Source organism: Lentilactobacillus kisonensis DSM 19906 = JCM 15041, from assembly GCF_001434135.1.
Lineage (GTDB): Bacteria > Bacillota > Bacilli > Lactobacillales > Lactobacillaceae > Lentilactobacillus > Lentilactobacillus kisonensis.
Window position 1 is genome coordinate 25883 of the sequence record NZ_AZEB01000003.1, and the last position, 12639, is coordinate 38521.

9 protein-coding genes are annotated in these 12639 nt (G+C 42.8%); 4 read left to right on the forward strand and 5 right to left on the reverse strand.

The window, feature by feature from the left end; genetic code table 11:
* Nucleotides 1-175: 175 nt before the first annotated feature.
* Nucleotides 176-1105, forward strand: a complete 930-nt coding sequence (locus FC98_RS02545; protein ID WP_056949152.1) for an AraC family transcriptional regulator — start codon at nt 176-178, stop codon at nt 1103-1105.
* A 289-nt stretch (nt 1106-1394) separates the two neighbouring features.
* On the opposite strand, the gene FC98_RS02550 is transcribed toward FC98_RS02545, so the two are convergent.
* Nucleotides 1395-4145, reverse strand: coding sequence for an FtsX-like permease family protein (locus FC98_RS02550; RefSeq protein WP_054654453.1), 2751 nt, complete (start codon nt 4143-4145; stop codon nt 1395-1397).
* 9 nt (nt 4146-4154) lie between these two features.
* Nucleotides 4155-4865, reverse strand: coding sequence for an ABC transporter ATP-binding protein (locus FC98_RS02555; protein ID WP_008856202.1), 711 nt, complete (start codon nt 4863-4865; stop codon nt 4155-4157).
* Nucleotides 4866-5143: 278 nt separating this feature from the next.
* Here FC98_RS02555 and FC98_RS02560 point away from each other — a divergent pair, with 278 nt between their 5' ends.
* Nucleotides 5144-5785, forward strand: coding sequence for a TetR/AcrR family transcriptional regulator (locus tag FC98_RS02560; RefSeq protein WP_008856203.1), 642 nt, complete (start codon nt 5144-5146; stop codon nt 5783-5785).
* 126 nt (nt 5786-5911) lie between these two features.
* Here FC98_RS02560 and FC98_RS02565 read toward each other — a convergent pair whose 3' ends face one another.
* Nucleotides 5912-8014, reverse strand: a complete 2103-nt coding sequence (locus FC98_RS02565) for an alpha-galactosidase (protein WP_054654457.1) — start codon at nt 8012-8014, stop codon at nt 5912-5914.
* A gap of 316 nt (nt 8015-8330) precedes the next feature.
* Here FC98_RS02565 and FC98_RS02570 point away from each other — a divergent pair, with 316 nt between their 5' ends.
* Both FC98_RS02570 and FC98_RS14970 read left to right on the forward strand, forming a co-directional pair.
* Complete coding sequence (locus FC98_RS02570) at nt 8331-9272, forward strand: helix-turn-helix transcriptional regulator (protein WP_054654459.1); 942 nt, start codon at nt 8331-8333, stop codon at nt 9270-9272.
* Nucleotides 9273-9311: 39 nt separating this feature from the next.
* Nucleotides 9312-9479 (forward strand): hypothetical protein, encoded by a 168-nt coding sequence (locus FC98_RS14970; RefSeq protein ID WP_008856208.1) that lies wholly within the window; start codon nt 9312-9314, stop codon nt 9477-9479.
* A 139-nt stretch (nt 9480-9618) separates the two neighbouring features.
* On the opposite strand, the gene FC98_RS02575 is transcribed toward FC98_RS14970, so the two are convergent.
* Together FC98_RS02575 and FC98_RS02580 are read right to left on the reverse strand one after the other, a co-directional pair.
* Nucleotides 9619-11007, reverse strand: coding sequence for an MFS transporter (locus FC98_RS02575; protein ID WP_056949153.1), 1389 nt, complete (start codon nt 11005-11007; stop codon nt 9619-9621).
* Nucleotides 11008-11028: 21 nt separating this feature from the next.
* Nucleotides 11029-12309 carry a glycoside hydrolase family 27 protein gene (locus tag FC98_RS02580; RefSeq protein ID WP_008856210.1) on the reverse strand — a complete coding sequence of 427 codons (1281 nt, stop codon included), beginning with the start codon at nt 12307-12309 and terminating at the stop codon, nt 11029-11031.
* Nucleotides 12310-12639: the final 330 nt, after the last annotated feature.

The window sequence follows — 12639 nt, forward strand, 5'->3', positions numbered from 1 at the left end:
TAATGTTAAACTATAATTGTTAATAGGGTGATGCCATGGTCCCAGTAAATATTGATATGGCCACTTTCCTACCAAATTAATTAGAATTTATAGTGCCTTAATCCAAACATTTAGTGTATGTTTTTGACAAGTTCTCTCCGTACCATTTATCCCATCACAGATTAGAGGTTAGCTTATGAATAATTTCTCGCTTAACGAAAAACAAATTGTCACCTTCATGGCTGGTGGCCTCTTTTCAGCTGATCCCGGTTGGAAACACAAATCCCGATACCACCATGGTGATTACGAATTAATGATTTGTCTAAAGGGCCCAATCCACTTACAAGTTGGGGAAAATAATATGACCTTAAATTCAAATGATGTGTTGATGATCCCCCCCTTTACGCTCATGAAAGGAACGGAATCGACAACAACATCAATCGAATTTTATTGGCTCCATTTCTTAAGTCCCCAAAGTAAGTTTCAAGTCCAAGTGGAAAAACAGCTCACTGTCAATCCTATGATTGCGTTGAGTCATAAGTATCATCTAAATAATATTGATAGTTTATTGATATCGGTCCATGAACTTCTTACCGTTGATAGCACGCTGACATTTAGTCAAAACCAGCAAGACCTTTTAATAACATTGATATTAATCAAGTTAGCCAATTCGATTGGTATCAAAAATGATACGGGCAAAAATAACGCCCTAGTGGCCCAATTAAAAGAATGGATTAGAACTAATATTTACCGTTCTCCATCCTTGGATGATATTGCGAGCGTAGCTGAACTCAATCCCCAATACGTTTCGCGGCTATTTAAAAAACACGTGGGCATGTCGCCCAAGCACTACATGATTCACCTCAAGATTCAAACTGCACAGGTACTACTAATTCGAACTAATTTATCCATTAAGGAAGTGAGCAACTATGCCTATTATTCTGACGACAAGTTGTTCCTGAAACAATTTAAAAAGTTAAGCGGGGTAACTCCGAGTGAATTTCGAACAATGTATCAAAAAATTTACCACAATAATCAAGTTATCGATCCAATGCTGCCCATTCCAGAGGAAGTAACCCAGCAGTTAGCCGGTGACCGCGATCCGGGAGCACCACTTAAAAAGTAATGTTTACCTAAAAACCAACCCCAAATAGGCCTAAATCAAAATTGTCTAGATTTTGATTTAGGCCTATTTGGGGTTTTGAAGGGATTTGAAATTGGAAATATAAAGTGTTTCTATTACCCACCAATCTAACTTTTTTTCAAAAACTGAAATAATCTTTTCAATATTATATTCTAGGTTAATCCTAGAATTGTTCAAAGAAGTCTTAGTGAATAGATTTCGACATCGTGCTGGTATTAACCTCGGATTCTTTCTATTGAACATTAAATCCATATTCCTTTCGCCGATAACCCTAATCAACCGACTTCAACGCGCCTAACATATCCACTCGATTAATCTTATACGCCATGATGCCCATGACAACCACGGAGAAGATCAACGTCATCACGCCCGCAGTCGTAAAGTTCGTCCAAAGAAGCGTCATCTTGACCATGGCAGTCTCAGGCGGCAAGGTTTGCATGATATAGTTGTGCAGCCACGCTCCCGCGATAAAACCAGAAAAGATTCCTGCTAGGGTTAAAATAAACGTTTCCCGGTAAACGTACATCACTACTTCCATTGGATAAAAGCCAAGCACTTTAATTGTCGACAATTCCCGAATCCGTTCAGAGACATTGATGTTGGTCAGCGTAAATAAAACGACAAATGCCAGCATTGAAGCTGCCGCGATAATAATCACCACCAAATGATTTAAACCAGCAAGAATATGGTTGATCGTCGTTTTCGCATCATCCGATTGAATGGCCGTCAATGAAGCATCTTGCTTTGTCAGTTGACGGGAAATGTGATCGATATTTTGAGTCGTTCGGTCCTTTAACATTAGCATTTTCGCGTTTTCCTGAACATTGTGACCAAAGGCTTTGCGGTAATATGCCTCATTCATGTAAAGTGAATGGCCCGCGTACATTTCGGTAATCCCAGCAACTCGAATCCGGTCTTTTTGTCCAGTCGTACGCTCGACAGTAAGGTAATCACCAACTTTTAGGTGCCCCAGTACGGCCATCTTCTGGGTAATAATGGCGCCATTATTAGAAAAGTGAAGTGGCTTTTTAGTAGCTGGGCTTCGAAGGGTGGCAAACTGCCTAAAAGCTGTCGTTGATTTTGGCACAATTAGTGAAATCGGCTGATTATTCGAAACGCCCTTGGGACGAAAAGTAACGGTTTCGTAGCCAATCGACGTCTCGTGCTTGACGCCCTTCAAGTTGGCAGCGGCCTGGCGATAATCGGTTTGTTCTTCTTGACTCGCGGTCGGATTATAAACGCCAATGACATCATAATGAATAATATCTTGATATTGCGTGGTGACAATACCGTTCAACGAATCTCGAATCCCAAAGCCCGTAATCAATAACGCGGTACATCCCAACACCCCAATAATCGTCATTAACATCCGGGATTTATAGCGGGCCAAATTTCGAATCGTGACTTTATTGTTAAACGACAGGTGTTGCCAAATAAATGGCAGTCGTTCTAGCAGCACCTTTGAGCCAGACTTTGGCGGCTTGGGGAGCATCAAAATTGCAGGCCGTTCTTTAAGCATCACCGCCGTTGCCCACAGCGCCGGAATCAGTGTGCACATCAGTGAAATAATAATTGAAACGCTAATCCAAAAGAGAGAAGGTGGGGTCTGAAAGTTTGGAATGACAAAGTTAGCTGCATAGGCGGCAAAAATTCTACGTGGTAGCAAGCTAGTGCCCAGCCAAGCCCCAAGCGCCGACCCCAATAAGCCAGCCGTTGTCCCATAAACCAGGAAAACCTTCATCGTATCTAACCGCGTATAACCCAAGGCCCGCAATGTGCCAATTTCCGATCGTTTTTCTTCAGCCATCCGCGACATGGTGATGAAACCGACTAACAGCGCCACGGCAAAGAAGATAATTGGAAAGGTATTGGAAAGCACGTCAATTCGTTTGGCATCCTCACCAAATTGATTGTAGCCGGCGTTGTAGTCGTTACGACTTTGAATTTGGTAAGTCACATCAGGCAACTTACTAATCTTACGCCGTTGCGTCTTCAGTTTAGCTTGCGCAGACGTTAATTTTTGGGTTGCCTTAGTTATTTTCATTTGGTTTTGATGCAATTGCTGTCGCTGGGCGGTGAGTTGCGCCATTTGGCTGGCTAATTGGCTGGCCGAAACTGCCCCAACCATTTTCATCTGGGCCAGTTTCTGATTAGCGCGATTCAATCGTTGGCGCGCGCTGGTCAACTGGGTTCGCTGCTGATCGAGTTGATTTTGCTTAGTAGTCAATTTAGCTTGAGTGCGGTTAAGCTTAATCAACGCCGTATGCTGCAATTGTTTTCTACGATTCTGTGCCCGATTATTCAGACGATTCTCAGCCGTATCGACGTTTACTTGAACCTGGTTTTCATATTGATTGGAATAGCTTTTTCCATAAACATTGTTGTAAGTGATCCGGACAACCGTTGGCTGACTGCTGGTGAAAGCCGGCTTAGACACAACGCCAAACGTCGCAATTTGTCCTGTCCCAGCTGATGTGGCTCCCAAATTTTCTTTCATTAGATAGTCGCTTGAAGTCACGAAGCCAACAATTTGATAGGTCGTATGCTTCAAGCCGGTTATGGTTGCTTTGCCTTGATTATTAACAAGGTGAAGTGATTGGCCAATCTTGTAATAGCTCTTTTTACGATTACTGAGGGCAATTTCATGGTTGTTCCTTGGCAACCGACCTTTAGTAACCTGGTTAGTCGAAATTTGATCAGTCTTGGAAGTTAATCGAATGCCACTATTAGTTCCTTTGATGACCGCATCCTGAGTGGCGCCAAACTCAATCCGTTTAATGTGTGGCAGATGGCGCATATAGGTTTGGTCCGCTTTTGTGATGCCGGTATTGCTGACAATCTCCGCATCAGCCATTCGATGAGTCGTGTAATAATCATTTCCAGTGGCGCGCATATCCGGCCCCGTGACTTTTAACCCAATCAACACAAACACACCTAACCCCAGCAAAACAGTAATGGATAAGAATCTGGCAAATGAAAATCGGAATTCTCTGAGAACATGCCGCCATAACATCTTTTTCATATCACTCGCCTACCATTCGATTTGCTCAACCGGCACTGGGTTGGCATTTAGTTGGTCTTGTTTGACCTTGCCGTCACCAATTTCAATCACGTGATCCGCCATCGGTTTGATCATGCCATTGTGAGTGACGATCACAACGTTCTTTTTAGTTTGATGGCTGAAGTTTTGGAGCAGCATCAGAATGCTTTTGCCGGTTTGGTAGTCCAATGCCCCCGTCGGCTCATCGCACAAAAGAAGTTCCGGATTCTTGGCGATCGCTCGGGCAATTGCGACCCGTTGCTGCTCACCGCCTGAGAGCTGGGCGGGGAAATTATTCATTCGATCTTTTAACCCAACATCGACCATCACTTGGCTTACATCTAAAGCATTAGGCGCAATTTGTGAGGCCAATTCAACGTTTTCTAAGGCAGTAAGATTAGGAATTAAATTATAAAATTGAAAGACAAACCCAATTGATGTCCGGCGAAAGGTCGTCATTTTCCGACTAGAATATTGGGCAATATCCTTTTGATTGATAATCACTTGGCCTTTGGTTGGCGTATCCATGCCGCCCAGTATATTCAGCAGCGTTGATTTCCCCGCTCCCGAAGCGCCGACGATGACCGTTAACTCACCTTTCTTAATTTCAAAGCTCACATCATCATTAGCCCGAACTTCTTGTGGCCCGCTGCCATAAATTTTAGATTCATGGATCACGTCAATGTATGCCACGATAATCATCCCCCATATTTTAATTTAAAACGACACGATGTTGTTTTAAGTAAAGAATACCGTTGACATCTCAAAATATCAATCATCAAAATAATTCAAAACGTTGATTTAAATTTTGAATGCATCATAGTGGGCTAGCTGCTAGTGTTTGAATTAATGAGGATCAGTTACCATCAATTAATTTACTAATGACATCAAAGTTTTCATTATTAATTTCGACATTGTGTTGCTCTTAATGATTACTTTGAGTATGCTGTAAGAAATAACATCAGAAGGTGATTTCTATCATGCCCATTCATCAAAAAATTATTCAAACCGAAAAAAAGATTCGTTCTGCTTTCATTTACTTGGCTGGCGTCAAAGACATCGATCAAATTAAGATCAGTGATATTACCAAGTATGCAAAGATCAATCGCAGCACCTTTTACAACCATTATCAAGACAAGCCAGGTATGGTCACTCACTTTGAAAATCAAATTTTGAACGATATTCGCCAATTAATGAAGAACAACTTGGCCGATACGATGCAATACCAAGACCCATCGAGTGGTAATCCCCAAACCTATCCGGTAGTGGATAAAATCATTCAATATATTAATCAAGAATTTGACTTGATCCGCGTTTTACTCGGCCCAAATGGTGACAATCGCTTAGAAGAAAAGATTAAGGACCTCCTAACCGAAATTATCGACGCCGATCTCTACCGGCTAAAAGGGACCACTAAGATGACCAACCAGCTTCCTGACAATTTTGCCCACGAAATCATTGTTTCTGGCTTAATGAGCATCATTAAGGTTTGGTTGTCGGAGGGGAATCCTGAAAGCCCATCAGAAATTTCTGCAATTATCATGAAGACCCGGTATCTGAGCCCGTATGAGCTGTTAGGTATTGATGAGGCAACTTCTTCTAAAGATAAACGAGATCAATAAGCAATGACGCTGGAATGATGCAGGAGCGTTTTTGCTGATCACAGATTTCTCTAAGTACAAAGACGGCACCTACCAAGTTTTCATAACCTTGATAGATGCCGTCTTTTAGCTTGCTTTCAATTTAGTTTACTTCAACAAAATGTGATACAGCCTTGCCATTTTCTCTCTCGAAAAGTTTAGGCTAAGCGCATTATCCGCCACTTCATAAGAACTATTCTGATCATCCCGCGGATAGACCTGCTCAACTTTACTAATCTCACCATACTTTACCAGCGAGATCGTGTGCCGCGCTTGATCACTGACACCCCGCCAAGCAGCCAGATAAATGTCCTTTCCATTCTGGAAGCCGTAACTAAACCACGGATCATCTAACTGGCTTAATCCTTCCGGCCAAAATGGTAGACCGGCTGGAATCTTCTGACGGTATGTTTTATAAGCCTTAATGCCTTCCGCAACCAGTTCGAGTCGGTGGCCCTTAACCTTATTGAGATAGCCACTCTGATGAATTCGCAGCAGCATCGCATTAACCATGTTAAAGATCACTTCTTCATCATCGCCATCTTGAAGGGGGTATGACCAAATGGCACACTGTTCTGGCGCAACCACCGAGGCACCGACAGCGGCAATATTGCCGTTTCTAACGTAATCGGTTTGATCAGTCATGGACTGAATGCTGTGACGCTGCAACATGGCATAATCATGGCGCATCCCACCACTACCACAATTTTCAATCACTAAGTCGGGATACCGTTTGAAGATATCGTCCAGCCACTTGAGGTAAGCGCGATTATGTTTCAGCAAGCCATCACCGGCACTATCAGCATTCCGATCCGTACCAATCCCGGTCGTAATATTGTAATCCATCTTAATGTAGCCAACGCCGTATTGCTTAACTAACCGTTTCACAACGCTGTCAGCGAATTCCCTCACCTTGGGATTAGTGAAATCAAGATGGTACCGATCAGCATCAATTACCCGTTTGCCGTGGCGCATGAAGAACCAATCATCCGGTAATTTATCAGCTAACGGGCTCTTAATACCAACCACCTCTAGTTCTAACCAAAGGCCTGGCGTGAGACCTTTATCCCGAATGTATTGAATCAGCTTTTCAATTCCACCTGGGAAGCGTTCCTCTGATGGCTGCCACTCGCCGACGCTATCCCACCAGTAGCCGGGCGCGTACCAGCCACAATCAATCACGAAGTACTCGCAACCAACTTTTTGGGCGGCATCTACCAGTGGCATTTCCTTGGCGGTGGTTGGATCACCAGCCAGCCCGTTCATATAATCGTTGAAAATAACTGCTAATCGCTTATTATCTTCGTTTTCGCGGCGAATTAAACGGCGGTACTTGGTCATTTCCTGCAAGGCCTTTTCATAATCGCCGGCCAGTTGGCCAAACGCAACTTGAACGGTTGTAAATTCATTTCCCGGCTTTAAATTCTGCCACCAGTGGTTGTCAAGTTCTTCTGGTCCAGAAAGTCGGATTGCTAACAAGTTGCCCCGGCCAATATCCGTTAGTTCATAATGCCAGGCGCCATTGTTTTCAATTTGCCAAACGGCCGATTGGTTTGTCTTAGTATTATATAAGATTCCATTTGGTGAATATTCCGAACACGACCACGATGAATTATTGGTAACGCCGATTCGTTTAGTGGATGCTTGGTTCTTCTCGCCGTCAACCCAATAGTCAAGGCCGGCATCCTTTAGTGACCGCTGCTTCCACTGAGCTTCAGCCGTCCAATCATTGTTAGGGATGAAGATTTGATTGTCCTCTGAGTAATTACCATCCAGATCATCAGCTTGATTAATCCCGCTCATCGCAAATGACGATACGTATTCAATTCCTAGATCTTGATTACCAATGTTTTCTAACTTCGTCCAGCTGCGAATCACTGCCGTTTGATCGTAAAGTTGGAAACAGCTGGTAACCCGTAACTGCTTTCCAGCATCTTCTTGAACGATTGTCAGTACCTTGCCATTATCGGTGTCTTGGATACTGTGGGTAACGTAGTTTAAGTCTCTCCCAGGATTGGTGTCGACAAAACTGACCCCCTTATGATGAAAGTTGTTGCCGGTCACTTGAACCTCGGCAATTTGAAAATGCTGCTTCATCTCTGAGTTAGCGTTACTAAGATCGTTTGAATTAACAACCGTCATCATAATTTTATCGTCGTTAATTTCAAAACCTAAGCGGGCTGAATGAGTTGTAACATTAAAAGTTGGCATGAAAACAATCCTTTCTAAATCAATTCGTTATTTTCAACAGCTAATTCTACTTATGCATTAAACATTGTTAATTAAGTTAGGTTAGCAGCTGATCCTCTTTAATTTATTTTGCTAAATACTTGTTTGGATCCTTTCGTTCTAATGTTTAAGATCCAAAAATCATTATAAATATATTGTAACCGGTTCCACTTTCAGCTTAAATGGTGTATTGTACAGGAAAGGTGTTTTTTTGTAACCACTAATCGGTATATTAAGTGTCTTTTTCTCACCAAATCATTTAACTCTAAAAATACAGTAGTGAAAGGAGCCTTATTTAATGAAAACAATCACATGTTTTAATATCAGTGAGCCAGTCATGCACATCTCTTCTGGCAAGTTTACTTCTGGAAAACACTGGCAGCATAAGCACATGTACCATAACGGTAACTTTGAAATTATCGTTGTCATTAAGGGCGTGATTCATTTACAGGTTGATGACACCCGTTACACGATTCATGAAAATGAAGTGTTTGCATTGCCGCCGTTTCACCATCTCCATGGCTACCAAGAATCCCCAGAGAACACGCAGTATTTCTGGTTCCATTTTTTTACTAAGCCTCATGGTCTCAAAACCGCGTCCTTGGATGAAACGAACATCAAAACAATTGAATCTCTGTTCAAAAAGGATCAGGCGGTCTTGCCGCTCCAGTTTAAATTACCAAATGTGGAGAAAGTGTTTATCTTAGCTAACCAAATTTTAGATGTGGCTAAAAACAATTATTTCACTTCAATGGCCACTGATTATCTCCTCACGACCCTCATTCTTGAGCTGTCCGAAGAGTATTTTAAAATGGTGGTTATCTCCCCCGTCTCGCAAGAAGAGGCCCGCATTGATGGTATCAAAGAATGGATCCGAGCAAATCTAAGCGAGAAATTAAAGGTAAGTGACGTTGCCGATGCCTTTGAATTGAACCCCCACTACCTGGTTCGAATTTTTAAACAGCAAACTAATGAAACCGTGATTCAATACATCAACGGGATAAAGCTTCAGCAGGCCAAAGAACTCTTGTTAAGAACCAATTTACCAATTAAGCAAATTGCCAGTATGGCTTTTTACCCGGACGAAAAGCGATTCATGAAGGTCTTCAAAGAAAATGTCAATTTAACGCCATCAAAGTTTCGGCGCGCCTATACGAAGAAATTTCTGGACAGCAGTAATTTTGATCCAGAAGTCCCAATTACCAAGGATACACCCCAGTATCGCCAGCGATTCAAATAACCGTTACGCACGAATTCAACCATGAAAGGAAACACAACCATGAAGAGACGAAAAGGCCGAATGAACATTTTAATTATGATCACTATTATTGTAATTATTGATCTCCTGTTTGTCGGATATAACTCACTAACCAAGCGTCATAAAAGCAGTGCGCCGGCATCTAACGCCATTGTGAGAGTGGTTACTACTAACCATTCTTCACTGTAAGTGGCACGATTGGGACATTTGCCGTTTAGCTTCTAGAAACTAACAAAAAACGATTATTCCTAGTTTTGGAATAATCGTTTTTTCGTTTGCAATAGCAACTCAGACCAATCATCTACAGTTTGTCACAGATCACGCAATCCTATGCCCGTGTCTTAGACAAATCAGCCGTAATCTTGCCTTCCATCTTCTCATAACGGAAGTATAGAAGCGCAGGAATGATTGCAACGGCATACATAATAATCGTTACCCAGTTGAATGAGAGTTTAATCCCACTCAACGCATGCAAAGTCTGGGAATGATTAGCAACATAGCCAAAGGCCGACATAATTTTTCCGTTTAATGCGCCGGCAAAGCCCATCCCCATTGACATACAGAAGGCTGAACCAATCGTGGTTAAAATACCAGCCGCGTTAACCCCGTTTTTCCATTCACCATAATCAACAGCCGAACCAAGCATTGCAAATGGCATGGAAACAGCGATTCCGGATCCAACGTTGGCAATTAACCAACCAATAATGGCCCCAGCAGCGTTTAAACCAGAGAACATAATCACAAATTGACCAAGAACGGCAATTGCTAATCCCATTGCCCAAATGTGACTCTTTGACATCAGTTTATTCAGGAATGGAATTGAAATTACCCCGAGCACCTGAATAATCGCGATGGAGTTGAACAAGGTAACTAAACCCTTGTTATCAAAATAATAAGTGAAGTAGTAAACCATGGATTGCTGACGGCCTTGTTGCGCAACCCAGAACAAAAAGTTCCCAGCAACAATGATAAACCATGGCCAGTTTTTGTTCATCGCGTGAACACTTCGCCGCAATGTTACTCGTTGACTATTTGGCACCACAACCCGTTCTCTAACGTGGCCGAATGAGAACAAAGTTCCAGCCAAGTTCAAGCAGGCAAAAATGACAATGAAGATTCGGAATCCTTTAATATCATTGCCACCGCCAAAGAAGGCAACTAATGGCAATGTTAATGAGTTAACAACGAAGACGCCTAAGTTTGAACCAACCATTCGCCATGAGTTCAAGACAACCCGTTGACTTGGGTCAGAACTAATTAATGGCAAAATCGTGGTGATTGGGGCATTAATTCCTAAATAAATTACGCCATAAATCATGTAAACAATAGCACAATACAAAGCTTTAGCCGATGGGCTCAAACTTGGTGCCCAGAATAGCAAGACCCCACTTGCCGCATAAGGTAATGCCAGCCACAGAAAATATGGTCGGGCCTTGCCAAACTTGGAATGCGTCATATCAATAAAAGTCCCCCAAACTGGGGCACCAACAGCATCAACCACCCGGGCAACCAGTAAAATAGTCCCCGTGGCGGCTGCTGAAATCATTGCCACATCAGTAAAGAAATACATCAAATAACTATTAACAACCGTCGCAACCAGTTGACCAGAAAAGTCCAAGTTGGCGTAACTTAACCGTTCAAGAAAGCCAACTTTCTTCTTGGTCGAACCAGCTGGAAATTTTTCGGATTTAACTTCCATAGCCGTTTTTTCGTCCATAATCATTAATCTCCTTTAAAATTATAACGATACTTTCAATAAGCAAACATCATGTGAACCAATCTTCAGTGACTCTTCTGAAGTCATCGAGATGTCTTGGTCATGCCAAACATCGTGACCACTTAGCGGAATTTCTAACTTTGAAAGGTCAGATCCCGTTAACCGTAAATCGTGATCCGAAATGTTAAAGATTGCAAAATACTGATCGTCAGCTGTAGTCGCATACCAAGTGATTTTGTTCTCATCACGATGGGTTTGGCACTTTTCAACGACATGGTCATCTAAGTTGAGAAGGTCCCCGTTTGTCAGCAAGCTCATCGTCCAGTCATCATTATCCGGTAACTCACCGCCCATAATTAATGGTGATTGCATCATGGCCCACAGCGTCATCATGGTTTTTTGCTCCGACTTGGTGAATCTGGTCTGCCGATTGCCACCAGGGCCATCAACTGAACGGATACCGATGTGGCCAAGTGGCAACATATCACAATCCGGCCAGTTACCCGGGCGAGACATTGCCGACCATTTTTCTGCCCGGTCGAACATGTTCAATAATAATGACCAGTCGTCCCAAAAATCATCCGTAATCCGCCACATGTTGGCCGTTCGTTGGAAGAAAGCGCCATTTTCAACGGGTGCCGGTCCTGGTGATAAGGACAATACCATCGGTCGGCCAGTCTTATCGATTGCTTTTCGAAGTGCTTCGACTTCCTTCCTGTGGGTCCCGTTATAAATAACTGAGTTGGCGATATCATCACATTTAATAAAATCAACGCCCCAAGAAGCGTAGAGTGCCATGAGCGAATCATAGTAACCCTGGCCTTCTGGCATATCAACGTTGACCCCATACATATCCGAATTCCAAGGACAAATATTATTAAGCGCAATGTCCTTAGCCGTTTTGTCAGTCCCCTTTATTGGCGTTTCACTATGAACAGCCTGGCGGGGAATCCCACGCATAATATGGATTCCAAACTTCAATCCTAATCCATGAATATAATCGGCCAGCGGCTTAAAACCGTTACCATTGGCAGCCGAAGGAAACCGTTTTGAATCCGGCAACAAGCGAGCATACTTATCCATGACCAGTGGCGCAAAATTATGGTACTTGGACGAGTTAGCCGTTGGTTCATACCATTGAATATCAACGGTCACGTATTGCCAACCAAACTGTTTAAGGTGTTTACTCATATAATCGGCATTGCGCTTCACTTCTTCTTCACGAACCGAAGCCCCATAACCATCCCAACTATTCCAACCCTTTGGGGGAACGTCGGCAAATTTTCTAAATGTTTGTGTCATGATTCATCCCTTCTCATAAAAGTGAGCGGAGTCAGGCGATTAGAAATCGGAGTATAAGTCTCCTTGGCCAAGAATTCCTGGGTCTGGAATTTTTGACCAAGGTGCTTATACGTAGATTTCTGCCTGACGCAGCTGTCCTATAAAGGTGAGCGGAGCAAAGCGATTAGGGAACGAAGTGTAAGTCTCCTATACCAGAAATCCCCGGTTCTGGGATTTTTGGTATAGGTGCTTACGCGCAGATCCCTGCTTTGCGCAGCTGTCCTAAAAATAGTGAGCAGAGTCAGGCGATTATAAACCAGTGGGTAAGTCTCCATCAACGGAAATTCCCGA

Coding starts and splice junctions, on each gene's coding strand:
- FC98_RS02580 (WP_008856210.1), bottom strand. CDS start 12,309: ATGACACAAACATTTAGAAAATTTGCCGACGTTCCCCCAAAGGGTTGG.
- FC98_RS02560 (WP_008856203.1), top strand. CDS start 5,144: ATGCCCATTCATCAAAAAATTATTCAAACCGAAAAAAAGATTCGTTCT.
- FC98_RS14970 (WP_008856208.1), top strand. CDS start 9,312: ATGAAGAGACGAAAAGGCCGAATGAACATTTTAATTATGATCACTATT.
- FC98_RS02555 (WP_008856202.1), bottom strand. CDS start 4,865: ATGATTATCGTGGCATACATTGACGTGATCCATGAATCTAAAATTTAT.
- FC98_RS02565 (WP_054654457.1), bottom strand. CDS start 8,014: ATGCCAACTTTTAATGTTACAACTCATTCAGCCCGCTTAGGTTTTGAA.
- FC98_RS02570 (WP_054654459.1), top strand. CDS start 8,331: ATGAAAACAATCACATGTTTTAATATCAGTGAGCCAGTCATGCACATC.
- FC98_RS02575 (WP_056949153.1), bottom strand. CDS start 11,007: ATGGACGAAAAAACGGCTATGGAAGTTAAATCCGAAAAATTTCCAGCT.
- FC98_RS02550 (WP_054654453.1), bottom strand. CDS start 4,145: ATGAAAAAGATGTTATGGCGGCATGTTCTCAGAGAATTCCGATTTTCA.
- FC98_RS02545 (WP_056949152.1), top strand. CDS start 176: ATGAATAATTTCTCGCTTAACGAAAAACAAATTGTCACCTTCATGGCT.